The sequence below is a fragment of the Acidobacteriota bacterium genome (genome assembly GCA_039028635.1).
In the GTDB taxonomy this organism is placed as follows: domain Bacteria; phylum Acidobacteriota; class Thermoanaerobaculia; order Multivoradales; family JBCCEF01; genus JBCCEF01.
Map to the genome: position 1 here is coordinate 1 of JBCCHV010000041.1, position 26,390 is coordinate 26,390.

Annotated in this window: 21 protein-coding genes; 12 read left to right on the forward strand and 9 right to left on the reverse strand. The window is 66.7% G+C overall.

Annotated elements, in window-relative coordinates; genetic code table 11:
• Positions 1-251: 251 nt before the first annotated feature.
• Positions 252-1,718 (reverse strand): hypothetical protein, encoded by a 1,467-nt coding sequence (locus AAF604_16345; GenBank protein ID MEM7051241.1) that lies wholly within the window; start codon positions 1,716-1,718, stop codon positions 252-254.
• 223 nt (positions 1,719-1,941) lie between these two features.
• Here AAF604_16345 and AAF604_16350 point away from each other — a divergent pair, with 223 nt between their 5' ends.
• The 3 genes from AAF604_16350 (at position 1,942) to AAF604_16360 (ending at position 7,875) form a co-directional block, all read left to right on the forward strand.
• Positions 1,942-5,076: a glycosyl hydrolase gene (locus AAF604_16350; GenBank protein ID MEM7051242.1), complete on the forward strand. Its 3,135-nt coding sequence runs from the start codon at positions 1,942-1,944 to the stop codon at positions 5,074-5,076.
• A gap of 77 nt (positions 5,077-5,153) precedes the next feature.
• Entirely contained in the window at positions 5,154-5,984 is an 831-nt protein-coding gene (locus AAF604_16355; GenBank protein MEM7051243.1) for an alpha/beta fold hydrolase, read from the forward strand.
• Positions 5,985-6,312: 328 nt separating this feature from the next.
• Positions 6,313-7,875, forward strand: a complete 1,563-nt coding sequence (locus AAF604_16360) for a serine hydrolase domain-containing protein (protein ID MEM7051244.1) — start codon at positions 6,313-6,315, stop codon at positions 7,873-7,875.
• A gap of 49 nt (positions 7,876-7,924) precedes the next feature.
• Here the strand turns inward: AAF604_16360 and AAF604_16365 are convergent, their stop codons facing one another.
• The 3 genes from AAF604_16365 to deoC are packed head-to-tail and all read right to left on the reverse strand — an operon-like array spanning position 7,925 to position 12,489.
• Positions 7,925-9,073, reverse strand: a complete 1,149-nt coding sequence (locus AAF604_16365; GenBank protein MEM7051245.1) for an FAD-dependent monooxygenase — start codon at positions 9,071-9,073, stop codon at positions 7,925-7,927.
• Complete coding sequence (locus tag AAF604_16370) at positions 9,070-11,463, reverse strand: aldehyde dehydrogenase family protein (GenBank protein MEM7051246.1); 2,394 nt, start codon at positions 11,461-11,463, stop codon at positions 9,070-9,072. The genes AAF604_16365 and AAF604_16370 overlap by 4 nt, the downstream gene beginning before the upstream one ends.
• 33 nt (positions 11,464-11,496) lie before the next feature.
• Positions 11,497-12,489: a deoxyribose-phosphate aldolase gene (deoC, locus tag AAF604_16375; GenBank protein ID MEM7051247.1), complete on the reverse strand. Its 993-nt coding sequence runs from the start codon at positions 12,487-12,489 to the stop codon at positions 11,497-11,499.
• Positions 12,490-12,767: 278 nt separating this feature from the next.
• On the opposite strand from deoC, the gene AAF604_16380 reads away from it, so the two are divergent.
• From AAF604_16380 to AAF604_16390, 3 genes are all read left to right on the forward strand, one after another.
• Positions 12,768-12,974, forward strand: a complete 207-nt coding sequence (locus AAF604_16380; GenBank protein ID MEM7051248.1) for a cold-shock protein — start codon at positions 12,768-12,770, stop codon at positions 12,972-12,974.
• Between the two features lie 185 nt (positions 12,975-13,159).
• Entirely contained in the window at positions 13,160-13,711 is a 552-nt protein-coding gene (locus tag AAF604_16385; protein MEM7051249.1) for a hypothetical protein, read from the forward strand.
• Between the two features lie 78 nt (positions 13,712-13,789).
• Positions 13,790-14,155, forward strand: a complete 366-nt coding sequence (locus tag AAF604_16390; GenBank protein MEM7051250.1) for an MmcQ/YjbR family DNA-binding protein — start codon at positions 13,790-13,792, stop codon at positions 14,153-14,155.
• Here the strand turns inward: AAF604_16390 and AAF604_16395 are convergent.
• Genes AAF604_16395 through AAF604_16405 form a run of 3 tightly spaced genes read right to left on the reverse strand, consistent with a single transcriptional unit; the run spans position 14,140 to position 17,234 of the window.
• Positions 14,140-14,991, reverse strand: coding sequence for an alpha/beta hydrolase-fold protein (locus tag AAF604_16395; GenBank protein ID MEM7051251.1), 852 nt, complete (start codon positions 14,989-14,991; stop codon positions 14,140-14,142). The genes AAF604_16390 and AAF604_16395 overlap by 16 nt on opposite strands.
• Before the next feature lie 36 nt (positions 14,992-15,027).
• The gene (locus tag AAF604_16400; GenBank protein ID MEM7051252.1) at positions 15,028-15,792 is read right to left on the reverse strand and encodes an alpha/beta hydrolase; all 765 of its coding nucleotides are present in this window, start codon (positions 15,790-15,792) and stop codon (positions 15,028-15,030) included.
• On the reverse strand, positions 15,789-17,234 hold the full coding sequence (locus AAF604_16405; GenBank protein ID MEM7051253.1) for a wax ester/triacylglycerol synthase family O-acyltransferase: 1,446 nt from the start codon (positions 17,232-17,234) through the stop codon (positions 15,789-15,791). The genes AAF604_16400 and AAF604_16405 overlap by 4 nt, the downstream gene beginning before the upstream one ends.
• A gap of 105 nt (positions 17,235-17,339) precedes the next feature.
• Between AAF604_16405 and AAF604_16410 the strand changes: the two genes are divergently transcribed.
• The 6 genes from AAF604_16410 (at position 17,340) to AAF604_16435 (ending at position 25,082) form a co-directional block, all read left to right on the forward strand.
• Positions 17,340-18,566, forward strand: coding sequence for an amino acid aminotransferase (locus AAF604_16410; GenBank protein ID MEM7051254.1), 1,227 nt, complete (start codon positions 17,340-17,342; stop codon positions 18,564-18,566).
• A gap of 15 nt (positions 18,567-18,581) precedes the next feature.
• The gene (locus tag AAF604_16415) at positions 18,582-19,406 is read left to right on the forward strand and encodes a helix-turn-helix domain-containing protein (GenBank protein MEM7051255.1); all 825 of its coding nucleotides are present in this window, start codon (positions 18,582-18,584) and stop codon (positions 19,404-19,406) included.
• Between the two features lie 120 nt (positions 19,407-19,526).
• Positions 19,527-19,931 (forward strand): VOC family protein, encoded by a 405-nt coding sequence (locus tag AAF604_16420; GenBank protein MEM7051256.1) that lies wholly within the window; start codon positions 19,527-19,529, stop codon positions 19,929-19,931.
• Between the two features lie 77 nt (positions 19,932-20,008).
• Positions 20,009-21,301, forward strand: coding sequence for an AarF/UbiB family protein (locus AAF604_16425; protein ID MEM7051257.1), 1,293 nt, complete (start codon positions 20,009-20,011; stop codon positions 21,299-21,301).
• A gap of 230 nt (positions 21,302-21,531) precedes the next feature.
• Positions 21,532-22,290: a hypothetical protein gene (locus tag AAF604_16430; protein ID MEM7051258.1), complete on the forward strand. Its 759-nt coding sequence runs from the start codon at positions 21,532-21,534 to the stop codon at positions 22,288-22,290.
• A 365-nt stretch (positions 22,291-22,655) separates the two neighbouring features.
• On the forward strand, positions 22,656-25,082 hold the full coding sequence (locus AAF604_16435) for an Ig-like domain-containing protein (GenBank protein MEM7051259.1): 2,427 nt from the start codon (positions 22,656-22,658) through the stop codon (positions 25,080-25,082).
• A gap of 189 nt (positions 25,083-25,271) precedes the next feature.
• On the opposite strand, the gene AAF604_16440 is transcribed toward AAF604_16435, so the two are convergent.
• Entirely contained in the window at positions 25,272-25,637 is a 366-nt protein-coding gene (locus AAF604_16440) for a transcriptional regulator (protein MEM7051260.1), read from the reverse strand.
• The gene (locus AAF604_16445; protein ID MEM7051261.1) at positions 25,634-26,326 is read right to left on the reverse strand and encodes a hypothetical protein; all 693 of its coding nucleotides are present in this window, start codon (positions 26,324-26,326) and stop codon (positions 25,634-25,636) included. Before AAF604_16445 ends, AAF604_16440 begins: the two co-directional genes overlap by 4 nt.
• Positions 26,327-26,390: the final 64 nt, after the last annotated feature.

Below are 26,390 nucleotides of genomic sequence, written 5' to 3' on the forward strand. Positions count from 1 at the left end.
AGAAACCACGGTCACGTCGTCGGTGACCCGTACCTCGGCTTGAGTCGTCATGAACAGAGCCTCGCGGTGAGCGGCGCCTAGGCCGCTTGTTCTCAGGGGGATACCGCCCTCGATCAGGGGCGGATCTTAGCACGAGGCAGGGGTTGCGAAGGAGCCGTTGGGGGGCGGCTGGAACAGCAGGGCGACCCCCACGCAGGGATGGGGGCCGCCCGTCGGTTCCTGGTCAGCGGACAAGTCCTGCGATCAGGGGGTCAGACGCAGATGATCTCGTCGCAGGGCTCGCCGTCCTCTTCCGGAGGCCCATTGTCTCCGCCCGGGTTGGGTGGCGGGCAGGAGTCCCAGGCCTCTTGCAGGATTTGACCGGTGTCGTAGCCGCAGGCGGAGGCGCTGGAGCCGTCGTCGCAGTTGACGTCGACGCAGTGCCAGCCACCGCCGCCGTTGCCGGGATCCGGCCCGTTTCCGGGATCGCCCGGATCGGGAGTGGGACCGTTGTTGCCGCTGCCGTTGCCACCGCCGCTGTTACCGCCTCCGTTGCCCGGATTGTCGCCCTCTTCGCAGCCGTTGCAGATCATCGGGATCTCCACCTCCTTGGTCCAGAAGGTCGAGCCGGTGATGCGAGCGTTGGCCCCCGAGTAGCTCACCGAGACGCCACCGCAGACGCCGTAGAAGCAGCGCTCCACGGCACAGGTCGCCTTGGCCCTGCAGCTCGATTGGTTGCCGCCCGACGAGATGCCCAGAATGTCTGCCGAGGCCGAGGCGGTCCGGTGGATGTAGGGTGCCGACGTGAACCCCGTATCACTGCAGGAGACCGTGCCGTTGGGCTCACAGCGTGACCTGCAGCTGCTGTCGCAACTGCAGGTGAAGGCGGCGTCGAGAAGCAGCCGGTGGCGTCCGGTGACATGTCCTTTGGCGTCCGTACGCACCTTGGACTCGTACTCCGTGTCGGAGGTCTCGGCGCAGCTTCCAGAGGCTCCGAACAGGGAGGTGACGACATCTTCCGGCGACCCCACGTCGAGGCTGCCGGCGAGCTTCGCGAGGTCGCGGTGGACGGTCGCTTCGGCCTTGACGAGGCGGGCCTCGGCGACCCGCGGAACGATGTTGTCGAGCACCGTCAATTCGAGGGCGCCGTCGACGTCCTGGCGCCAGAGCACGGCAGCTTGGTAAGTGCGCTGCTGGCCGAGAGCTCGCACCTGGGCGCGAAAGCGAGTGAGGGCGACGGCGCGACCGGCCCCCGGCTGATGGCTGACGAAACCGGCGATGGCGGTGCCGGCCGCGATCGCTGGCGGCGGCGCATCGGCCTCGAGCCACTGCCACGAGGGCTCGTAGCGGACGAAGGTGCGCTTTGCCGAAGGCACCTCGAGCTGCCGCGAGGCGATCTCGAGAACGCTGCCGGAGAGCGGCGTCACGACCTCGGAGATGGCTGGCAGGCGTCCGAAATCACGCCGGTAGGTGGTGATGAAGCGGTCGAGCTCGATCTCGAACTCGTAGCCGGAGCCGCGCACCCGCTCGCCGAGGCTGCGGTAGAGGTCGCGGACGACCGCCTCTTCGCTGCGTGTCTGATCGCCGTCGGCGACCTGCGGGCGAGTGATCAGGTCCGGTAGGAAGGCGTCCGTCGCGGTGGCGCCGTGGGCGCCGGCGGCGGGCATCATCAACAAGACGAGGGTCAGTAAGAGGGTGTTCCTAGGGCGAGGTCCGGCAAGCGAGCAGAGTGCAGGCATCGTTTCCCCTTTCTCGAGGAGACCGCGGGGCCGGAGAGACCCCGCGCGCGATGAGTTGATTGCCGAGCCGGCTCGATTTCTTCGGGCTTCACTGGTCTACGCGTGAGACCTCGGGCGATCCAGTCAGTCGCGCTGGAGATCGCGGCCGGCAGGCCGCATCGCCAGCCTTATCCCGTGCTAGCGTTGGCGCTCTTTTTCGAGTCGAGAACCTGCGGAGGCTTCCATGCTCATCATGCGCCCGTTGCTCCTGTCCCTCGCCGTGGTGCTCAGCGCCTCGAGCCTGTTGGCTCAGTCCGTCGACGAATCCCTTCTCGAGTCCCTCGAGTGGCGCGAGGTCGGCCCCTACCGCGGCGGCCGTTCGGCGGCGGTGGCCGGTATCCCCAGCCAGCGCGACACCTACTACTTCGGAGCCACCGGCGGTGGTGTCTGGAAAACCGAGGACGGTGGTCAGAGCTGGGACAACGTCTCCGACGGCTTCTTTGGTGGCTCGATCGGCGCCGTCGAGGTCTCCCCTTGGGATCCCAACGTGATCTATGTCGGCGGCGGTGAGAAGACGGTGCGGGGCAACGTCTCGCACGGCGACGGCCTGTGGAAGTCGGTCGATGCGGGCAAGACCTGGGAGCACATCGGTCTGGCCGACTCGCGCCACATTCCTCGTATCCGCAGCCATCCCAAGGACCCCGACCTGGTCTATGTCGCCGCCCTCGGCCACCTCTATGGCCCGAACGAGGAGCGTGGTGTCTTCCGCAGCCGCGATGGCGGTGAGAGTTGGGAAAAAATCCTCTATGTCTCGGACCAGGCCGGGGCCGTCGAGCTGGCGATGGATCCGACCAATCCGCGAATCCTGTATGCCAGTTTCTGGCGGGTCCTGAGGACTCCCTGGAGCTTGGAGAGCGGGGGCGAGGGCTCCGGTCTCTGGAAGAGCGTCGACGGCGGCGACAATTGGCAGGAGATCACCGGCAACGAGGGGCTTCCGGAGGGCACCTGGGGCATCTCCGGCATCACCGTCTCACCGACCGACCCGGAGAACCTCTACGCCATCATCGAGGCCGAAGACGGCGGCGTCTTCCGCAGCCAGGACGGTGGCGAGACCTGGACCAAGACCAACGAAGAGCGCGACCTGCGGCAGCGCGCCTGGTATTACACCCGCATCTATGCGGATCCCGCCGATCGCGAAAACGTCTACGTGGTCAACGTCCGCTTCCACCATTCGAAGGACGGCGGCAAGTCCTTCCGCCAGATTCCGACGCCGCACGGCGACAACCACGACCTGTGGATCGATCCCGGCGATCCGGCCCGGATGATCGAAGCCAACGACGGTGGGGCCAATGTCTCCTACGACGGCGGCGCCAACTGGTCGCGGCAGAGTAACCAGCCCACCGCCCAGATGTACCGGGTGTCGACGGACAACGCTTTCCCCTACCGTCTCCTCGGTGGCCAGCAGGACAACTCGGCGGTTCGAATTCGCTCTCGGTCGGCCTTCGGCAACGCCATCGGCGGCCGGGATTGGGAGCCCACCGCCGGCGGCGAGAGCGGCCACATCGTCGCCAAGCCGGACGATCCGGACATCGTCTACGGCGGCTCCTACGGCGGCTACTTGACGCGCCGCGACCACCGCAGCGCCGAGTTCCGGGCGGTCAACGTCTGGCCCGACAACCCGATGGGCTGGGGCGCCGCCGAGCTCAAGGAGCGCTTCCAGTGGAACTTCCCACTGTTCTTCTCGCCGCACGATCCGAATCGCCTCTACGCGGCGAGCCAACGGCTCTTCGTGAGCCAGGACGAAGGCCACTCGTGGACCGCCCTGAGCGGCGATCTGACCCGCAACGACAAGGACAAGATGGGACCGTCCGGCGGTCCGATCACCAAGGACAACACCAGTGTCGAGTACTACGGCACCATCTTCGCGGCCCTCGAATCGCCCCATCAGGCGGGGGTTTTCTGGGCCGGCTCCGATGATGGGCTGATCCATCTATCGCGGGATGGCGGGGCGAGTTGGCAGAACGTCACGCCGCCGCAGCTTCCGGAGTGGTCCCAGATCAACGGCATCGATCCCCATCCCACCAACCCCGGGGGCCTCTACGTCGCCGCCACCCGCTACAAGCTCGACGACTTCAAACCCTACCTCTACCGCACCCTCGACTACGGAGCGAGCTGGCAGGGGATCACCGACGGTATTGCCGAGGATCACTACACGCGCGCCATTCGCGCCGATGCCGAGACCCCGGGCTTGCTCTATGCCGGTACCGAGCGAGGCGTCTACGTTTCTTTCGATGACGGCCGTCGTTGGCAGTCCCTGCAGCTCAATCTGCCGCAGGCTCCGGTCACCGACCTGGCGGTGAAGGAAAACGACCTCATCGCCGCCACCCAGGGGCGGGGATACTGGATTCTGGACGACCTCTCCCTGCTGCCGCAGCTCGCCGCCGTCGAGGCCGAGGTGCCGGCTCGCCTCTATCGGCCGGCGCCGGCCTATCGCTTGCCCAATGGTCGCTCCGAGGACCCGGGCGACGCCGGAACCAATCCCGAAGAGGGCGTGGTGGTGCACTTCTGGCTGGGTGCTCTGGACGGCGAGGCCGAGGTCAAGGTGGAGATGCTCGACGGCGAGGGTTCGGTCTTGCGCACCTTCCTCGCCGAGCCGGACGACGAAGAAGAGGGCGAGGACACCGGTCAGGAGGATCCCGCCGTCAGTCGCTCCCTCGAGCTTTCGGAGGGTGCCAATCGATTGAGCTGGGACCTCCGCCATGCCGGCGCCGAGGGCTTCCCCGGGATGGTGACCTGGAACCGTCTGAGCAACGGCCCCAAGGTGGTGCCTGGGACCTATCGGGTGCGACTGTCGGTCGGCGAGTGGAGCGATGATGTGGAGTTCGAAGTGCTTCCGGATCCGCGCGCCACCACTCCCCTCGAGGATCTGTCGGCGCAGGTCGACTTCGTCCTCGCCGGGCGCGACAAGCTCTCCGAGACCCACCGCGAGATCGGCCGGCTGCGCCAGGTGCGGGAGCAGATCCAAGGGGCCGAGAAGCGACCCGGTGTCGGCGAAGAGCTGGCTGCCGAGGCCAAGGCCCTGGGAGAGAAGCTGACCGAGATCGAAAAGGCCCTCTACCAGACCCAGAACCGTAGCCGCCAGGATCCCCTCAACTTCCCGATTCGCCTCAACGACAAGCTCGCCGGGGTGCTCTTTCTGGCGACCTTCGGCAACGGCCGCCCGACGCAGTCGATGGTGGCGGTGCGGGACGAGCTGATCGCCGCCATCGACGAGCAGCTCGGGGCTCTGCGGGCGGTGTGGGACGAAGAGCTACCGAAGTTCAACCAGTCGCTGGAAGAGGCTGAGGCGGTCGGGGTCTACCTGCCCGAGCTCGACTGAGGGGTCTCGGGAGACGTCAGCGAGCCGAGGGGCCTCGCCTCGGACCTGATGCCCCTTCGCGGTAGGCTGCTGGCGCCTTGAACGAACCTCTGGAATTCGAGATCCCGGCCCGCGATGGTCGCTCCTTGGCGGCGAGCCTCTACGGCACGAGCGGCCCGCTGGTGGTGATCTGCCCGGCGACGGCGGTTCGGCGGCGCTTTTACCGGGCGTTTGCCGAGTACCTCGTCGGTCGCGGCTTTCGGGTCTTGACCTTCGACTACCGGGGCGTGGGCGGTTCGCTGCGCGGCAAGCTGAGGGCCGACGACGCCACCATGCGCCAGTGGGGCGAGCTCGACACCGCCGGCGTCCTCGACTGGATCGCGGCCGAGCTGTCGCCGCAGCGTCTGCTGGTGGTGGCTCACAGCGTTGGCGGCCAGCTCCTCGGTCTGCTGCCGAACCACGGCATGATCGACGCCGCCGTCACCATCTCCTGTCAGAGTGGCTTCTGGGGTCACTGGCCGTGGCCCGGGCGCGCCCGGGTCCTCTTGCTCTGGTATTTGTTGATTCCGGCGGCCAGTACCCTCTGCGGCTATTTTCCGAGCAAGCTCTTCGGGGTCGGCGAAAACTTGCCGGCCGGGGTGGCGCGCCAATGGGCTCGCTGGGGGCGTCGCCCCTCTTACCTAATCGATGGCCCAGACGATGAGGCGGCCTTTGCCGACTTCCGCCGGCCGATGCGGGCCTACAGCGTTGACGACGATGGCTACGCGCCGGTGGCCGCTGTCGACGCTCTGCATCGGCTCTACCGCGGGGCCGATGTCGAGCGGGTGCATCTCGAGACCCCGCTGGGCCACTTCGGGTTTTTCCGCCGGGGGGCTCCGGAAGAGCTGTGGCGAGGGGTGGCCGACTGGTTTGTCCAGGTGGGCGATTGAGGAGCGGAGCTGGGTCGAGAAGGATCCCATGCGAGTGTCCTTGGCCGGCAATGAAACCTTCGTCGAGTCCGATTCGTGGTTGCGAAGTCGGGTCGCTTCGGCTCCTTGGGGGCCGCGGTGGATGGTTCTTGAAGTTCCCATGGATGGCTTGTGACAACGAGGATCGATCCTCATGCGATCAAAGAATCGAGCGATGCTCTTGGCAGTTCTGGCGAGTGCCTGGGGTCTGTCCCTCCCAGTCGCTGGAAGTGGCGATATTGAAAAGGCCAGGCCTCGCCTCGAGGACCTGCTAGCGGATTGGAAGTCCACCACCGACCCAGGCTTTTCGGTGGCCGTCTCCCTGAACGGCGAGCTCGTCGATAGCGCCGGCTTCGGCCTCGCTCAGATCGAGCATGGGGTTCCGATCAAGGGCACCTCGGTATTCCACGCTGCCTCCGTCTCGAAACAGTTCACGGCCTACTCGGTCTTCCTGCTGGAAGCCGCCGGCAAGCTCTCGCTCGACCACGAGGTGGCCGATTACTTCCCCGAGCTTGAGAGCCTGGGAGCGATCACGGTGCGGCATCTGCTCACCCATACGAGCGGTCTGCGCGACCAGTGGACCTTGCTCGGAATGGCCGGCTGGCACGCGGACGACCTGAGGACGGATGACCAGATTCGCCGTCTCATCTTTCGCCAAAAGGGTCTGAACTTCCCGCCCGGGAGCCGATACGAGTACAACAACTCGAACTATTTCCTGCTGGCTCAGCTGGTCGAAGAAATTTCGGGCCAGACATTCCGGGAATTCACCAGGCAGCACGTCTTCGAGCCTTTGGGGATGTCGCGAACCCAGTTCTACGACGATCATTCGCGACCCGTCGCGAATCGGGCCTACTCCTACCTGCGGCTGGCAGACGGTTTTGCCAAGGGCAACCTGAACTTCGCGACGGTCGGGCCTACCGGCTTGATGACGACCGCCGAGGATCTCCTCCTGTGGGCCGAGAACCTGCGTTCCGGAGAGCAGGTGGCGAGCTCGGTGCGGGAGCGGCTGGCGGAGAGGGCCACCGCCGGCGACGGACGTGATGCGGTCTTTGCGATGGGCCAAGAAGAACGGGAGTCCCATGGCTTCGTCACCTGGTCCCATGGTGGCCGGGACGCCGGCTATCGGGCCTTTCTATTGCGCGTTCCGGCGGCGGGTTTCGCCGTGGCTCTGCTCGGCAATCGCTCCGATCTCGACACCGCCAAAATCGCCTTTCAGATTCTCGAGGCTTTTCTCGCCGATCACCCGTCCTACACCGCACCCGCGCCGCTTCGATGGTCGCCGGCGAGTCGGGCGGATCTGGCGGCCTTCAGCGGCACCTACGAGTTGATCCCAGGGCTCATCTTCTCGCTCTCAACGGATGGCGAGAAGCTCTTCTTCGCACCCCACGGGGTGGGTCAGGGAACGGCCCTGCCGCAGGTTGGAAAAGACGAGTTCGCCCTCAATCCCGAGGTTGATCTCACTCTGCGGTTCCCGGATCCGGGGGACGGTCCGGTGTCGCACTTCGAGTATCAGATCGGCCTTCATGGCAGTCTGTTGGCGCGGCGGGTCGAGCTGGTGCCCTTCGATGCCGCCAATCTCGACCTGGCGCAGTACGAGGGGCGCTATTTCAGCGACGAGTTGCAGACCGAGTATGAGCTGCGCGTCGCCGGAGGAGTCCTGATCGTCGATCACTTTCGTCTCGGGCCAGTGTCTCTGCGGCCTTATCAACAGGATCTGTTCAGCTCGTCCGATTCGGGGCTCAGGAAAATCGAGTTCGAGCGTGACAGTGAGGGTCGGATCGTGGGTTGGCGGGGATCCGGGATCCTTGCCGAGGGGGTCTGGTTCGTCAGACGGACTCCCTCGGCACGGGGCGCGATTGAGGTTGACCCCTGAGGCCGAGCCGTTTCGCGGCTGCCTCGGCGGTCGGTTGGAAAACCAGAGGTCAGAAAGACAGACGCGCCAGGGCTCGAAACTGCGCCTGGGCGAAGGCTCGAGGAGTGGCGGCGATGAGGGCGTCGCGCAGGGTCTGGGGTAGGCCGCCAGGGAGATGGGCGAAGCGCCCGATGATGCGCGATCGGCGGACGATGGAGACGGCCTTCGGGCGCCGCAGCCGGACGTAGCGCGCAAAGGCGCTGGCCGGATCGGTTCTCTGCTCGCCCAGGCAATGGGCGAGGGTGGCGGCATCCTCGAGGGCCTGGGCTCCGCCTTGGCCGAGGTTGGGGGTCGACGCATGGGCGGCATCCCCGAGCAGGATGATCCGGCCACGGTTCCAGCGCTTCAATGGCCGGAGATCGAACAGGTCGCTCTTCAGCATCTGGTCGCCTGGCGTGGCCGCCAGGATGCTCTGCTCGAGCTTTCCGAAGTCGCGGAAGCGGTGTCGCACGACCGCCGCGTCCTCGAGGGGAATGTCCGCCGCCGAGGTCACCGGAGCGAACCAGTAGGTGCGGTCGTCGGCGAGGGGGGAGAAGCCGAAGCGCCGGCGCCGGCCCCAGTTTTCTCTACCGATCGCATCGATGGCGAGGTTGGCGACACCGCGGTAGCAGGTCTGGCCGGCAAAGCGCAGGCGGGCCTGCGGGAAGAGCTCCTGACGCACCCGCGAGCGCAGCCCATCGGCGCCGACCACGGCACTGGCGAGGATGTGGTCGCCATCGGCGAACTCGAGCTCGAAGGCATCGCCTCGCAAGCGCAGGCCGGCAAAGCGCTTGCCGAGCTGCAGGATGCCCTCGGGGAGAGCCTCGGCGAGGATCGCCTGCAGGCGAAAACGATCGATCGAGACCGTCGACCAACCGAACTGGTGGCGGATGGCGTCGAAGTCGACTTGGATGAGCGGACGTCCGGCGGCCGTTTTCAGCTCTGCTCGGCGCAGCCGTACGCCGGCGCTCTCGACCGCTTCCGCCAAGCCCAGGCGGTCGAGGACCTGCATGGCGTTGGAGGGTAGCCAGATGCCGGCACCGACGGGATCGAGGCGCGGAGCCGATTCGAAGACGCGGCACGAGATGCCGCGCTGATGGAATGCCAGCGCCGTCGCCAGGCCACCAATGCCGCCGCCGACGATCGCCACCGGCAGCTTGTCGAGTAGATCGAGGGTCACTCGCCCCAGGGAACCCAGATGTTCTTGACCTGCAGCGCCTGGCGCAGGAACTCTTCGCCGGCGCCCTGCTCCGGGTCGTGCCAGTCGCGTCCCGGGTGTGCCATCCAGGTGCGCTTTAGGTTGCCGATCGAGGCCGCCTCGAGGGCGCCGTGGCCGCTCTGCGGACCGAAGTACCACAGGCCGTCGACGTCGTCGTGGTCGGCGAGGACGGCGGCGAGGCCGTCCCTCTCGCCGGTCACGATATTGATCACGCCGGCCGGGACGTCGGAGGTGTCGAAGACCTGGTAGAGGTCCGTTGCCGCCAGGGGGTGGGCTTCGGACGGCAGGGTGATCACCGTATTGCCCATCGCGATCGCCGGAGCGACGGCCGAGGTGAAGGCGAGCAGCGGGGCGTGATCCGGGCAGACGATGCCGATGGTGCCGAGGGGCTCGTGGACGGCGAAGGTGAAGTTGCGGATCGGCACCGCCTGCACCGTACCGGCGTACTTGTCGGCCCAGCCGGCCCACAAGAACCAGCGCTCGATGCTGCGGTCGACCTCGGCTTCGGCGGCGGCGCTCGCGGCACCGGTCATGGCGCTCAGGCGGCGGACCAGCTCGGCCTTGCGCGGCGCGAGGTTCTCGGCAATGTAGAACAGGATCTGGGCTCGCAGGTGGGCGCTGGCTTTGGCCCAGCCGGTACCGGCCTTGCGCGCCGCGGCGACCGCGTTGCGGAGATCCTTGCGGTTTCCTTCGCCGACCTCGCCGAGGCGCTCACCGCCGGGCCCTGCGACGACCCGGCTGTAGCCGCCATCGGGGCGCGCCTGCCGACCGCCGATATACATCTTGGCGGTGCGATCGATGGTGGGAACGCCGCTGGCGGAGGGCTCTGCCGGGTCGCTGCTCGGTATCGCCGAGGGGGCGGGGGCGGTTTTCGCCACCTCCCCGTGCCAGGCCGGCTGCACATACTCCCAAAGACCTTCGAAGCCTCCTTCGCGTCCGAAGCCGCTTTCTCGGTAGCCGCCGAAGCCGGCGGCGGCGTCGAACTGGTTGGTGCAGTTGACCCACAGGGTGCCGGCCTTGATCTTGGCGGCCACCTGCAGCGCCAGGTTGATGTTTTCGGTCCAGACGCTGCCGGCGAGTCCATAGCGGGTGTTGTTGGCCAGGGCGACGGCCTCTTCCGGCGTTCGGAAGGTCATCGCCACCAACACCGGCCCGAAGATCTCCTCCTGGGCGACGGTGGCCGCCGGCTCGACCCCGGTGAGCAGGGTCGGTGGATAGAAGTAGCCGTCGGCCGGGCAGCTCTCGGCAGGCTGCCAGAGCTCGGCTCCTTCCTCCACCCCGCGGGCCACCAGGGAACGGATGCGCTCGAGCTGCACCGGCGCGACCACCGCACCGACGTCGATCGCCTTGTCGAGGGGATCTCCCAGACGAAGAGTCTCCATCCGTCGGCGAAGCTTGTCGTAGAAACGCTCCGCAACGCCCTCGTGGACCAGCAGCCGTGAGCCGGCGCAGCACACCTCGCCCTGGTTGAACCAGATGGCGTCGACCACCCCTTCGACGGCGCCGTCGAGGTCGGCGTCGTCGAACACCACGAAGGGCGACTTGCCGCCGAGCTCTAGCGAGATCTTCTTGCCGCTGCCGGCGGTGGCCCGCCGAATCAGGCGACCCACCTCGGTGGAACCGGTGAAGGCGATCTTGTCGACGTCCGGATGCTGCACGATGAGCTCGCCGGTGGCACCATCGCCGGTCACCAGGTTGACCACCCCGGGGGGCAGGCCGACGGCCTGGCAGATCTCTCCAAAGGCGACCGCCGACAGGCTGGTGAGCTCGGCCGGCTTGAGCACGACCGTGTTGCCGGTGGCGAGGGCCGGCGCGATCTTCCAGGCCAGCATGAGGAGCGGAAAGTTCCACGGAATGATCTGCCCGGCGACTCCCAGGGGGCGCCACTGGGGTTGCTTCTGATCGAGGATCTGGGCCCAGCCGGCGTGGTGGTAGAAGTGGCGTGCCGCCAGCGGCACGTCGAGGTCGCGGCTCTCGCGAATCGGTTTGCCGTTGTCGAGGGTTTCGAGCACCGCCAGCAGGCGCGAAGTCTTCTGGATCTGGCGCGCGATGGCGTAGAGGTAGCGCGCCCGGCCGTGGCCGCCGAGGGCCCACCAAGCTGGCTGAGCGTCGCGCGCCGCTTTGACCGCCGCATCGACTTCCTGTTGACCGCAAAGCAGCACCTGGCCGAGCGACCGGCCGCTGCCCGGTGAGAAGGTTTCGAGCTCGCCGCCGCTGGTGTCGCGGTGGAACTCGCCGGCGATCATCGGGCCGAAGCGGCCCTCGCGCCGGGCGATCCATTGGTCGGCGCTGCCGGCCGACTCCGGTGCCGGACCGTAGTCCATGGATTCGAAGATCTCGGCGATGGTCATCGACCTCTCCCGTTTGGTGTCTTCAGGCGGCGATCAAGCGATCGGATGGCGGAATGCGGCGGAGTAGCGACCGGTGGCGAAGTGCTCGAGCTGGCGCTCGAGGTCGCCGAGCAGGCTGCTGGCGCCGAACCGAAAGCGGTCGTGGTGCAGCCAGTCATTGCCCAGCTCTTCCTTGATCAGGGCCAGCCAGTCGACCGCCTGGCGGGCTGTCGAGATGCCTCCTGCCGGCTTGAACCCGATGCGATGGCCGGTGCGTTCGAAGTACTCCCGCAGGGTGCGCACCATCACCAGGCTCACCGGCAAGGTGGCGTTGGACTTCTCTTTGCCGGTGGAGGTCTTGATGAAGTCGGCACCGGCCATCATCGCGACCAGACTGGCGCGGGCGACGTTGCGCAGGGTGGCGAGCTCGCCGGTGGCGAGAATCGCCTTCAGATGGGCTGCTCCACAGGCCTCGCGGAAGGACTTGACCTCGTCGTAGAGGGCCTGCCAGTCGCCGTTCAGGACGTGGGCACGGGTGATGACGATGTCGATTTCTTCGGCGCCCGCCTCGACCGAGGCGTGGATCTCCGCCAGGCGCTGGCGGTAGGGCGAGAGTCCCGCCGGAAACCCCGTGGAGACGGCGCAGACCGGGATTCCCGAGCCGGCGAGGGCGCGGACGGCAGTGGCGATCATCTCGTGGTAGACGCAGACCGCCGCCACCCGCAGGCCGAGATCGGCGGCGCCCAGGGCCTCGAGTAGGTCTTGCCTCACCGGCTGGCGGGCCTTGGCGCAAAGGCGGCGAACGCGGCCCGGCGTGTCGTCGCCGGCGAGGGTGGTGAGATCGATACAGGTGATCGCTCGCAGCTGCCAGGCGGCTTGCCAGTCTTTCTTCACGGAGCGGCGCTTCGGCATGGTCGCGGCGCGCCGCTCGACGGCACTGGTGTTGACCCGCAGGTCACCGACCCAGCCCAGGTCGAGGGGCATGCCGGGATTGCGCAGCTCCGCGTGATCGGAGGAGGAATGGTCTCGGATGTTTCGAACGGTCATGGCGCAGTCTTCGAGTGAGAGGGCAGCCTATCAGCGAGCCGAGGGTCGGTCCAGAAGCCCGCCGACCGTTGCCAATTCGCCGCCTGCCATGGACTCGATCGGAGAAAGCGGATATCATGGGCTCACTTGGGGCGGCTGACCTCGATCTCGAGGTCACCGCCCTTTTATCTTGTGGCCGATGACGGCCACGTTCTGCGCGAGGTGACTCGCGTGCAGACCAGCAGTCGGCAAGTGCGTTTCGATCGTAGCTCCGACTGGTTAGAAAAAGGAGCGCAGCGATGCGTACAAAAGGTATTGTGAAGTGGTTCAACGATCAGAAGGGCTTCGGCTTCATCACTCCGGAAGATGGCGGCAAGGACTGCTTCGTCCATCACAAGTCGATCGAGGGTGAAGGCTTCAAGACCCTGGCCGAAGGTGCCCGTGTCGAGTTCGACGTCGTCCAGGGCCAGAAGGGCCCGGCGGCCGAGAAGGTCGTCACCATCTAGCACTGTCGGCTCGCAAGATGTTGCCAGAAAGGCCGTCCCTGCGGGGGCGGCCTTTTTCGTGCCCGCGATCTGGTCCGCCCGGCTGTCGCACCGCTCCCGCCGAGGGCGGGCTTGTCCGGTTGGGCCTCGCCTTTGCGTTCTTTTCGACCGAGGAGGCCATTCCATGGTCGCGAAAGGAGAGTGTTGTGATGCGAGATGACCTGCCGAAGTCCGGCCTGCTGGCCACGCTTCTTGTTCTGCTACTCGCCATCGGCTGCCAGGAGGGCTCCCCTGCTGGCGGGGCCCGGGCCGGAGCCGGTGCCGAAGTGGTGGGTGCGATGACCGTCACCGGCGACATCGAACGGCGCCTGGAGCTGACCTCCAGCCGCCTCGACCCGGCCGGCTTCATGCCCGAGGGCACCGAGAGCCTGCAGCTCGTCTTCCGTGGCGACGACCCCGAGTGGCCCGGGGCTCGGCTCAATCTGATTGCGGTTCCAGTGGACCTCGAGGTCGCCGCCTACGCGCTGAAGAACAGTGACCTCGATGTCGATCTTCACTTCACCCCGCCGAGCATGGCCGACAATACGGACCGCTTCCGACCCGATGACGGGGCGCTGGCGATCGAGCGCTTTGTCGATGGCAAGTTCTCGGGCAGGCTCTACTTCGAGGCCGAGGAGTACTCCTTCAAGCCGCGTGACCAGCGTCGTCGGATCCAGGTCGAAGCGACCTTCGAGGGCATTCCGCTGATTCGCCCTTGATCACGGTCTGTCGAATGCGACGACCCGAGGCTGGTGGACACGATGGCCGTGGCTGGCTCGACAGGTTAGTCTTCGGCCATGACCAAAGAAGAGTTTCAGCACGAAGTGATCCTCGACCTGCGGGCTCGGGCCCTGGCTTTTCCTGGCGTCGAAGAGGGAGATTCCTGCGTCAAGCGTAGCTTCAAGGTGCGCAAGAAGGGCTTCCTCTACCTCGGCGAGAAGGCCAACGAGTACAACGTGATGGTCAAGCTGGGGCCGTCCCTCGAGGAAGCCCAGACGCTGGCCGAGACCCGACCCGATCGCTGGAGCGTCGGCAAGGGCGGCTGGGGAATCTTCAAGTTCGACCCGGCGGAGCGTCCTCCCGCAGGGGTGCTCGAGCGTTGGCTCGAAGAGAGCTATCGACTGCAGGCGCCAAAGACGCTGGTGGCTCAGCTCGAGTCCTGACCGGATCCGGCCGGCTCCAGGGCGAAGAGCTGGCGTAGGGCGGTCCAGGCGGCGGGATGGAAGATGGTGCCGTGGGTTTCGCCGGGGAAGGGCTCGAAGGTCCAGCTCGACGCCGAGACCGCGGCCAGAGCTGCGAGCAGGCGATCGAGTCCCTCTTGCATGGCTCCGCCTTCGTCGGCGATGGCCAGAAACAGGTGGCGGTCAGCCGGGCGCGGTCGGCGGAGGGCGCTCGCGGCTCCCTTGGCGAGTCTTTGGTCGTTCCACCACAGGGAAGGACTGACGGCGACATAGCCCTGGAACATTCGCGGCTGCTCGAGGTAGGTCTCGACCACGAAATGGCCTGCCAGGGACTCTCCGATCAGAACCGTCTCTCCGGTCACCCGGAACCGGGACTTCACCCAGGGAAGCAGCTCGCGGCCGAGGAAGGTGCGGAACTCGGCGGCGCCGCCGGCGGTGGGCAGGCGTTGCCTTTCAGCTTCGACGGCCGTCGGCGAGGTCAGATCGTGGTAGCGGTCGATGTTCTCGATGCCCACCACCAGAAACTCCCGCAGGTTGCGATAGTCGGCGGCGAGGGAGGCGAGACCGGTGATGTGGACGAAGTCCTCCCGCACCCCGCCATCGAGCAGGTAGAGCACCGGGTAATGGCGTTGCGGCGACTCGTCATAGCTTTTCGGCAGGTAGACGTTGATGCGACGGGTTTGCTCCAGCAGCTTCGATTCCAGCAGGTGGCTGCGGCCGATCTCGATCGCCTCGTCGGGCGCAGTTTCGGCGCTCGCGACGCCCGCCAGCGTCGCGGCCAGGAGGAGGAGCGCTACGAGGACGGTGGATTGCTGCAAAACGTCTCCTGATTCGCAACGCCGCGAGCGGAAGGCTCAGGAGGTGCGCGAGCGGGGGTAGAAGTAGCGGCGCAGGCCGTGGCGCTCGAAGGGGCGCCACCGGCCTTCCTCCTGGGCCAAGCGGTCGGCGATGGTGTAGAGCACGACGGGGTTGAAGCCGAGACCGAAGTGGCTGCCCACGACTTCGATGCTCTCGCTGTGCTCGCCGTGGCGCTCGACACAGCACTGCCAGGCCGTGATGCCGTCGCTGCGCGAGAAGATGGCGGTGCTCGGCACCGGCAGGGGCTCGCTGCGTTGAGCGATGTCCGTCGGGTCCATCTCGTCGAGCTTGAGGCCGCTGGTGACTTCGAACAGGCGCCACGCCCAGTTGGCCTTCGGGCTGCCGGTGAAGGGGCTGCCGAGGGTGATCACCTGGCGCACCGCATCGGGGTTCTCGCGGGCGAGCTCGCGGGCGAAGACACCCCCCAGGCTCCAGCCGATCAGGGTGACCGGCCGGCCGCTGCGTTTGCGAACCGACGCCAGCCGCGCCGCCATGCGGCGCTCGAGGCCGCGCCGGAGCCCGAGGTTGCGTCCCAGGCGCCAGCGGAAGGGGCGATAGCCGAGGTAATTGAGGTAACCGCGCAGCGGTTCCGTGGACAGGTCGCTGGCCATGAAGCCGGGCATCACCATCACGCCATGGCCGTCGCCGCGCGGTGCCTTGCGCAGCACCGGCAGAGCGAACACCGAGGCGGCGGCTTCGTAGACCGCTCGCGGCTCGAGCATCAGCCACAGCGGCGACGGCGGGCGAATCGGTTCGGTCATCGGGTCTCCTCGCTGGCGGACACCGCCGCTTCGAGCTCGTCGAGAGACTCGGAGAGGGCGTTGGTGAAGAACTCGACATCGGGCATCAGGCGGCGGCAGGCGGTGACGCCTATGCCGAGACCGCCGTCATAGCTGAAGATCGCCAGCAGGAGACCGATACCGTCGAACAGCGGCGCCGTGCCGAGGTGCGACAGCATGCGTGAGCCGCCCAGGTAGAGCGGTACCTGCGGCCCAGGAACGTTGGTGATGACGACATTGAAGGCCGGCCGATGGAGACGCGCGGCGCCCATGCCGGTGTAGAGCCGAGCGGCCAGGGCGGCGACCGAAAAGGGCACGAAATTGCTGTAGTCGGTGAGCGTGTCGGCACCGATGGCGCGATGGTAGCTCTTGCTGCCGACGGCATCGCGGTGAATCGCCTGCAGGCGCTCGAGGGGAGCCGGCAGGTGAGTCGCGAGGGGCACCAGCATGGCCGAGACGCGATTGCCGAGGGAGCTCTTCTCGTCGTCGCCGCGCACCGAGATTGGCGCCATCGCGACCAGGGGATCCTCCGGCAGAGCGTCGTGCTCGCCGAGGTAGCGGCGCAGGGCACCGGAGCAGATGGTGAGCACGACATCGTTGACGGTGGCCCCCTCGATGCGTCCCTTGAGTGCCTTGATGCGGTCGAGCGGCAGGGTGACGCCGTCCCAGGAACGCAGCTTGCCAACCGGCTGGTTGAGGGGCGTGCGGGGAGCGGAGAAGGGCACCGGCGGCGGTTTGATCCGGCGCAGGGCGAGCAGCGCTCCGGAGCCGGCCAAGCCCTTGACTGTGCGGCCGACGGCCTTGGCGAGGCCGAGGGGCTTGCCGATGGCGCGCTTGCCGGTGGCGAGCAGCAGCTCGAGGTCGGAGGGGGCGTTGGTGGGGCGCCAGGGCGGCCGCTCCGGCTCGGGACCGGGCTCGGGGCTGAGGTCGAAGAGAGCCCCGAGGATCTCGGCACCGGAAACACCGTCGACGGCGGCGTGGTGCATTTTGGAGATCAACGCCACGGCCCCCGGCGGCGTTTCCGGCAGGTCGCCGAGGCCGTCGATGAAGAGGATCTCCCACAGCGGCCGCGAGCGGTCGAGGGGCTGGGCGATCTCGTGCGCCATCAGGGAGCGCAATTGCGCCCAGCCGCCGGGTTCGGCGAGGCTCGTGTGATGGAGATGATGATCGAGGTCGAAGGCCTCGTCGTCGACCCAGGACGGGCTGCCCAGGCCGGTCGGATCCTGCACCAGCCGCTGTCGCAGAATGGGCACCCGCAAGACGCGCCGCTCCAGGCGTCGGCGAAAGGTGGCGAAGTCGAAGGGACCCTCGGCGGTGTGACCTTCCATCAGGATCAGGGAGCCGATGTGCATCGGCGAACGCTCGTTCTCGAGATAGAGAAACGCGGCGTCGAGGCCGAGCAGGGCGGGGCTCTTCGAGGTCACTCGCGCCAAGATAGCAGACTCCGAAGACTCTCCCGTCTTTCGATACCAGGCCGCTGACTCTGCTAGGCTTGGAGTTCACTTTCGACTTTTTGGAGAGCTGCGCGCGTGACCACCACCCTCGATGGAAGTCCTGTATTTCGCGATGTTGCGACGGCGCCGCCGGACCCGATTCTCAGCCTGACGGAGCACTACCGCGGCGATTCCCGAAGCGACAAGCTCAATCTCGGGGTGGGCGTTTATGTCGCCGCCGACGGCACCACGCCGGTGCTGGCGGCGGTCAAGGCGGCGGAGGAGCGGATCCTGCGAGAGGAGGTCAGCAAGTCGTATCTGCCGATCCCTGGAACGGCTGAGTACGCGTCGCGGGTGCGCGAGCTGGTGCTCGGTCCGGCCCATCCGGCGGTCGCCGCCGGTCGCAGCTTCACTTTGCACTCGCCGGGGGGGACCGGCGCGCTGCGGGTCTTCTTGGAGACGCTGCAGCGGGTGGCGCCGCAGACGCGGGTGTGGGTGTCGGATCCCACCTGGGTGAACCACGGCCCCCTGCTCGATGCGGTGGGGCTGGAGCAACGGGTGTATCCGTACTTCGACCCGAGCTCCCAAGGCTTGGCCTTCGACGCCATGGTGGCGGCCCTCGAAGGAGCCGTCGCCGGCGATGTCGTGGTGTTGCATAGCTGCTGTCACAACCCGAGCGGCGTCGATCTGAGCGCCGACCAGTGGTCGGTGGTCGCCGAGCTGGTGGCGCGGCGCCAGTTGTTGCCGCTGTTCGACTTCGCCTACCAGGGTTTTGGCGATGGCCTCGACGCCGACGCCGCCGGCATGCTGAAGGTGATCGCCGCCGTGCCCGAGGCCGCCGTCTGCAGCAGCTTCTCGAAGAATCTCGGGCTTTACCGCGAGCGCGTCGGGGCGCTCACCATGATCACCGCCGATGCTCGCGAGACGGAGCCCCTGTTCAGCCAGGCGAAGCGTGCCGTGCGCTCCCTCTACTCGAGCCCGCCGTCCCACGGCGGCACGGTGGCGGCCATGGTGCTTTCCGACGACCATCTGCGGCGACAGTGGCTCGCCGAGCTCGACGCCATGCGTCAGCGGGTGGTCGACATGCGTCAGCTACTCGCCGCTTGCCTGGACGATCGCGGGCTCCACCTGCACCCGCAGGGCAACGACTTCCTGCGTCGCAAGCGCGGCATGTTCTCCTTCACCGGCCTCGGGCCCGAGCAGGTGGACCGCATGCGCGATGAGCAGGCGGTCTACATGGTGCGTTCCGGCCGCATCAACGTCGCCGGCCTCAACGAGCGCACCGTGCCGCGCCTGGTCGACGCCCTCGCCGCCATTCTCTAGGCCGTCGTCGCGCCCTTGCGACAGCTGGCCTACTGTCCGCGATACCCGCTCGGTCGCTATATCGAGCTGCTCTGGTGGATGGAGGGGCCTCCGCCTGCCCACCGTCGGGAACGGCTGCTACCGATGGGCACCTGCGAGATCGTCCTGGTGCTGGGAAATCGCCTGACGGCGACCGCTCCGGACCTGGCCGGCGAGCCCAGCGAGCGCTGCCTGGTGGTCGGTGCCCACAGCGAAGCCTTCGTCATCGATCCCCGCGACACCTGCGTTCTGGGAGTGCACTTTCGCCCCGGCGGTGCCCACCCGTTCTTCGGCTTGCCGACGGACGAGGTGCGCAACCGGCGACTGCCCCTCGAAGCTCTGTGGGGGCGGGCGGAGGTGGCGGAGCTCGAGGAGGCGATCTTCGAGGATCCCACCCCTCGACGCTGCTTCCAGCTTCTCGAGGCGGCCCTCGAACGGCGTCTCGAGCCGGCCTCGGGGAAGTCTCAGGAGGCCCTGGTGGCGCAGTCCCTCGCTCTCTTCGAAGGCGATCCCCAGCGCTCGATCCGGCAGACGGCGGCCGACCTCGGTGTCGGCGAGCGGCGCTTTCTGTCGCTGTTTCGGCGGCAGGTCGGTCTGTCGCCGAAGGCCTTCCGGCGAGTGCGCCGCTTCCAGCAGGCGCTCCGCGGTCTCGCCGCCGGCCGTGGCGGCGCCGGCCTCGCCGACCTCGCTCTCGACTGCGGCTACTACGATCAGCCTCACCTCAATCACGACTTCCGCGCCTTCACCGGGGTCAGCCCGGGGCGGTACCTGCGTCTCAAGGCCGGCTTGCGGAATCTCAATCACCTGCCGCTCGAGGACTGAGGGCGAAGCGCCGCCAGGCCGACATGCCGATTTTTACAAGACCGCCGACAGCCCTGGCGGCGAAGATCGGCTCGCACCGGCCACTCCCTGAAGAGTGACCCGATCGAAGGAGAGAAAAGCATGACTGACCGACCGAGCCACTTTCGTCCCGGATTTCGTACCCTGACGCCCTATCTCACCGTCCACGATGCGGCGGGCCTGATCGCCTTCATGGGCGAGGTCTTCGAGGCTCGCGAGACCGGGCGCACCGAGGAGGACGGCGTGATTCGCAACGCCGCTCTCGAGATCGGTGATTCGATGGTCGAGGTCTCTGAGGCGCGTGGCGAGTGGCCGGCCCGGCCCGGCTCCCTCCACGTCTATCTGAAGGATGTCGACGAGGTCTATGGCCGCGCTCTGAACGCCGGAGCGACGTCCCTCCACGAGCCCGAAGACATGCCCTACGGCGAGCGCGGGGCCGCCCTTCTCGATGCCTTCGGCAACCACTGGTATCTCGCGACCTACACCGGCGAGTACGCCGCGGATTGACACCGCTCTGTGTCGGGGCGACGATAGAGCAACCTGGGATTTGCCAGCCCGGGAGAGCTCCGCTAGGGTGTCGGGCGATGGTCGGCCTCCTGTCGTTGCCCCTGCGGGCTGTCGAGATCTCGTTTCACGCTGCCCGCCACGGCCTGCGGTGGAGCGGCCGCTCCCTGAAGCGCCGCCTCACCGGTCGCGGTCCGTCCTCTCAGCGGCTCTTCGGTGAGCTGATCACCGACCTCGCCGAATCCCTCGGCGCCACCTTCGTCAAGATGGGACAGATCCTGTCGTCGCGACCGGATCTGCTGCCTCCAGAGGTCATTGCGCCGCTCTCGCGCCTGCAGGAGAATGTCCGACCGTTCGACGCCAGGCGGGTGCCGCGGCTTCTGGAGAGGGCCTTCGGGCGGCCCTTCGACCAGCTCTTCGAGGATTTCGACCTCGACCCCCTGTCGGCGGCCAGCATCGCCCAGGTGCACAGCGCCCTCCTGTCCGATGGCCGCAGGGTGGCGGTCAAGATCCGCCGGCCCGGCCTCGAGCGCAAGGTGCGCGACGACTTCCGACTCCTCGGCCTGTTCGCCGCGGCGGTGGACTGGCTGCCGGCGATGCGCACGGTGCCGCTGCGCATGCTGATCGACGAGATCGGCGGTCCGGTGCGCGAGCAGCTCGACCTCGCCCGCGAAGCCGAAAACAACCGCCGTTTCCGCAAGAACTTCGAGGGTGCCGATTACGTGCGCTTTCCGGTGCTGGTGGAAGAGCTGTGTTGCGAGTCGGTGCTCACCATGGAGCTGCTCGAGGACCTCAAGAAGGTCGACGACCAGACGGTTCCCCAGGAGGAGCGGGTGGTGGCCGCCACCGCCGGCCTACGCGGCCTCTACCGGATGATCTTCCACGACGGCTTCGTCCATGCGGACATGCATCCCGGCAACGTCTTTCTGCGTCAGTGGGGCGAGTTCATCATTCTCGACCTCGGCCTGGTGGCGGCCCTCGACGACGACGACCTGCAGCACTTCGTCGACTTCTTCTTCGGCATGGTCAACAACAAAGGGCGCGAATGCGCCCGGGTGGTGATCGACACCGCCATCCACCTGACCGCGGACTTCGACCGCGAGGCCTTCGACCAGGCGATGATCGAGATGATCGACAGTCGGGCGAAGATGAAGGCCAGCGACTTCGAGGTCAGCGGCTTCGCCTTCGACCTCTTCAACACCCAGCGCCGCCACGGCGTGCGCGGCTCCACCAAGTTCACCATGGTGCTGCTGTCGCTGATCGTCTTCGAGGGCATCGTCAAGCAGCTCGATCCCGAGCGCGACTTCCAGTCCGAAGCCCGCGGCTACCTGGTGGCGGCCAAGTTCCGCCGCCGGCTGGCGGCGGCGGGTTAGCGTCGCCGACCGACGGACGCCGTGGCGACGAGACCGCTGCGGAAGCCGATCGCGGACCTCGGGTTGTCGCCTCGGGTGTCTGCCATTGAGGCACTTTCTTGCCTCTTGCGATAAGGCCAGTTAGCATTCCAGCAGTCGCCCGAACACGAGACGAGCTTCGATAGCCGGGAATTGCGGATATCGCCAGCGCTCGGAACGCTAGAGCTCGGTTCGAGAGAAGTGAGGAAGAGATGCTCCTGCGAAAGACTGCTCCTAGAAAGATCCTCAACGTACTTGCCGTGGTGATCCTCTTCTGCTCGCCGACTGTGACGGCCACTGAGGCGGATATTCCCTGGGTCGATGTTCTCTACTATGGCGAGGAGAGCTCCAAGATCCTCTGGGTTTCTCACAGCCTCATCATGGGAAATCCCCGGCAGAACGACCATGGTCTTGCGAAGACTGAGATCGAGAACCTCGCCTACAGCCTGAAGAGCTGGAGTAAGGACTTCACCGATTGCAAGTACGCCATGTCGATCACTGACCTGCGCAGGATGAGGTCCTTCGACGTGGTCAGCGCTTTTGCGAACAATCAATTCTCGGGTCGAGGTGTGGTGAGAGCTCGGGAGCTCGGGTGGCACCCGTTTCTCGCGCGGGTCGAGACGCTCCTCTATATCCAACTGGAGGAGGTGTTCCGGGATGTCTCGGGTCGCTTGCAGCCCGGTGACTACGTCCTGTGGACGGAGCCGGTCGGACGAATCGAGCTCGATGACGGCTACCTTTGTACGATCAAACCCGGCAGTCTCGGTACGCCGTCCACTGGTGATGAAGTGGCCTTCGTCGGACGTCCGCGGGAACCCGAGGCAGAGTTCCCCGTGATCGATGGGTTTGTCTTTATGCCGTATCGAATCGAGAACGAGACCATCGAGGCCGTGCCGTACCCGCTGCCGGGTACTCCGGCGATGACTCTCCACGAGTTGCGAGCCGCCTTGGCGGATCGCTCGCATCCGTGAGCGGGGCTCGGCTTTGCAACCTAGCCATAACGATCTTCCTGCTCGGCTGGGCGCGGTTGGGGGCCTTCGAGAGTGAGCCGTGCCCGAATGGGCTTCCAGGCTTGGAGGTCAGTTTCCCAGGCGCTCCTGCCGTTTCGGTCGATTTGCGCCTGGCGGCCTTTCCTGCAGAACATCAGGGGGCCGTTCATCAGGCTGTCGAGGACGCCAAGTCCGCCTTGAACCTCGAAGGCGGTGACAAGGGGTGGCCCCGGTTCACGGCACCTTCGACGGGGCAGTCTCATCCTCGAGTTTGGATCGACTTCGAGCCGAGTGCTTCGAATCAGGTCGGGCCCGGCTGTCCTGGAAACGCCACGAACCATCCCGAGATGCTCGTCGGGATTGTGCAGTTCCCGAGCGGTGAGCGCGTGCCCTCGATCACCGTTTTTGGCCGCTCAGGGTGCAACGCGATCCGCGACACCCTCGGCGAGCTCGAGAATCCCGCCGTTGATCTCTTCAACCTGTTCACCCACGAGCTGGGCCACATTCTGGGCCTGGGCCACAGCTCCTGCCCGGACAGCTTGATGAACACCGAGCTGCTGCACTCGGGCCGACCCTTGAGCTTTTCTCCGGCGGAGTGCGATCTGGCATCGGATCTCAATGCGCCGTACTCCCTGGGTGGCACCGTCGAGGGCACGGTGCTCGGCGAGACCGTTCTCTTGCGAGCCATGGTCACCCTCGGGGAGCACGGAAAGACGGCCAACCTTCGGGTCCGGCGACCGGGTCCCTTCGCCTTTGAAAACCTGGCCCCCTCCGGCGCTCAGTACCGGGTTCAGCCGGTGTTCGTCGACAATCCTGCGAAAACTTGCGAGGCGAGCAACAACATCGGCCGCGTAGCGGGCGCCGACGTCACCGACATCGAGGTCGTCTGCTCTTGCGAAGACGCCCCCTTGAACGGGGATCAAGACTGCAGCGACCCGGGCGAGGGGCTCCCACTGCCTCGGGTGCTGATCCACGACATCGGCCACTTCTGCCAGCGTCTGCCGCAGCTCTGCGATCTGCCGCGCCTCGAGCCCTGGTGGATCGGCGGCGGCGGCCCACCGACGGGCAACGCTCCCTGCCAGCGGCAGACCGAGTGCCGCACCGTCGGCATGAATTACGAGGACCGCAATGGCGACGGCACCGACGAGTGCTACGAGGAGCTCGACTGTCGCGATCGCTGCATTGGCGGTTCATCGGTCCTTCTCACCGGGCCGGCGGTCCAGGCCGTGGCGACGGTGGAGCCCGGCGGCGTCACCGTCGACGGCTTCGCCCGGGATCGCGACGGCGTCGGCGACTTCGCCTTCTTCGTCGACTACGCCGGCGTCGATCCCGTCGCGTTCAGTCGCAACGCTCCGGCTTGTCCGCGCCCCGGGGATTCCGGCTGCGGGCCCTCGGTCACGACCTTCTCGGCCCGTCTCGACACCTCCGGCCTCGGTCCCGGTCTCCACACTCTGCAGGTGGTGGCGGCGGACGGCCATCCTACTTACCCGAGCCCCACCGCCTTCGAGCTGCCCTTCACCGTCGCCTGCGCCGACTCCCAACCACCCCAGGTGGGGATTTTCGCGCCCGCCAACGGCGACGTGGTGACCGGAGTCGTGCCGGCGGCCCTCACGGCCAGCGATGACACGACCATCGAAGAGGTCGAGCTGTGGGTGGACGGCGCCTTCGTCGGCAGCGACCGCAGCCACCCCTACGAAGTTCTCTGGAACACGGCAGGCCTGGCAGAGGGGAGCTTCGTCCTCGAAGCTCGCGCCTATGACGGCTGCGGCAATGGTGCGACATCGGGGACGATCGAGGTCTGGGTCGAGGGCGGCTCGGTTCCCGTCGTCGAGGCGATCGAGGTCGTGGGCGACGGCTCCACGGTGCGCCTCTTGCCGACCGTTACCGGTAACCCGGCGAGCTTCGAGTGGGAGGTCCTGGACGACACCTGGCAGCGCCTCGAGAGTGGCGATCGCGACGGGCGCCTGGCGATTCTGACCGACGGCAGCCTCGAGATTGCTCGCGCCTCTTGGATCGAGGACCTCGGCGAGTACCGCGTCCGCGTCGTCAACGGTGCCGGGGAAACCACCTCCACGCCCCTCGTGCTCCAGGCCTCGGAAGTGCGCTGCCGACCGAGCGATTCCACCCTTTGCCTTCACCAGGGGCGGTTCTGGGCTCGCCTCGCCGCGGGTGGTGCGCCGAGCCCCTACTCGTCCCTCGCGGGCGTCCTCGCCGATCCGGCGACGGGGCAGCCCCGCGCCGCCCTCAAGGTGCTCGACGGCCGCGCCGTCAACGATCACTTCTGGCTGTTCTGGGCTCCGCTCGATCCGGTGGCGAGGCTCGTCGTCGGCGACATGCTGTTCGGTGACGAGCATGTCGTGGGGCCGGGAAGCAACCTCTGTGGCGGCGGACATCTCACCGCCTTCGCCCCGCCGCCAACGCCCTGGCCGGCGGCCCTCGGCGAGCCGCCACGGCCCCAGCCGGCGAGCTTTCTCTGCATCCCGAGCCCCACGCGGCGCTGCCTTCTCGGTCGCTATGCCGTCGAGGTCGAGCTCGACGGCGTCCCGCAGGGCGGTTCGAACTTCGACGACGATTCCGCCGCCTTCTGGTTCTTCGAGGCTCAGAACCCGGAAGTGCTGGTCACGGCGCGCCCCATCGCGGAGGGCCTCGAGGTTACCGTCGGCTCACTCACCGGCGAGGTCTTTCAAGTGCGCGTCACCGACGTCGCCTCTGGCCAGGTCGGCGAGTGGGCGAGCGAAGGGCCCTTTTGTGGCTGGCGGGAGATCGCCTTCTAGTCCGACATTCTCACCGGATTTCTCGGCGAGAGGCCGTAGGTTGTTGAAGGTGCAAGGCATCCGGCGGTGCCGCGACGCAGCCGTACTCGACGTACGGTGAGGAGTGCAGGCGACGGATAACGCAGCAGATTCGGCAACATACGGCCTCGCAGCGGAAAGGCGGTGAGAAGGTCGGGCTAGCGTCTCTCCTCAGGCCGGCTCCGGCTGGGGCGCCAGCAGCCCACCGGAGTCAGCCTCTTTCTCCATCCCTTCCGCACGCTGGCGGAGCTCGTCGAGGCGTTGCCAGTGGTGCCCGATGGCGCCCCGGCCTTCGTCGGCTAGGCGCACCATGGTGTTGGGTTTCTTGCCGACGAAGCGCTTCTCGATCACTACCAGTTCGGCAGCCTCGAGCTTCGAGAGATGGGACGAAAGATTGCCCTTGGTCAGCCCGGTGAGCTGGCGGAGGGACTGGAAGTCGGCCGCGTCGCACACCGACAGGGCGGTCAGGATGGCGAGCCGCGCCGGATCATGGATCAAGCGGTCGAGGTGGGCGAGGTCCGAGATGGGATGGCTCATTTCGAGCGGCTCCAGCTCCACCGGCGGCCTGGTGGAGGTGTCGGGAAGTTGCCCAGGACCGTCTTGGGATTGAGTACATGTTTGAGGGCCAGATGGTCGCAGATACCAACCGCGAGAAGAGTCAATGCCGACAGAGGTCCCAAGGCCTCCTGGGGGATGAGACCGATCTCAGGAAGCGAAAGAAGCACGAAGGCTCCGAGGAGGCTTCCTAGTACGGGGTAGTAGACGAAGAGCGTCATGTAGCCAAACCAGCGCCACTCCCAAAAGAGGCAGAGGAAAGTCCCGGCAGATACCAAGAACCAGACGGGATTCTGAAGGCCGGCGAGACCTTCCCATGACGTGAATGCCGCGATGCCTTTGACTCCGGCTCCGACGAGGTAGAAGAAAAAGACAAAACTGATGGGCCTACCCTCGAGCTTGCGTTGCTGAGCCGAGACGTCCACCAGACCCAAGGACCGCTGGTAGAAGAGATGGGCGCCAACTCCCAGGGCGACCGGGAGGTAGACGACAGAAACCAACGAGGCAGGGAGCCACCATCCGGTGAGGACGCTCGTGGAGATGAGGGCTTTGGCGATGACCAAGAGCAGAAATGCGACGGCGAAGGGAACTAGCCGAAGGCCCTGAAGCCTGCGCAGATAGAGCGACGCGAAGCGCACCCGGTTGAGTGAGTTTGAGTCGTGAATCTTCATTTGCAAACAAGTTTGCAATACAAACCACAAATTGTCAAGAGCTCTTTGAATGCGGTTTTTCTTG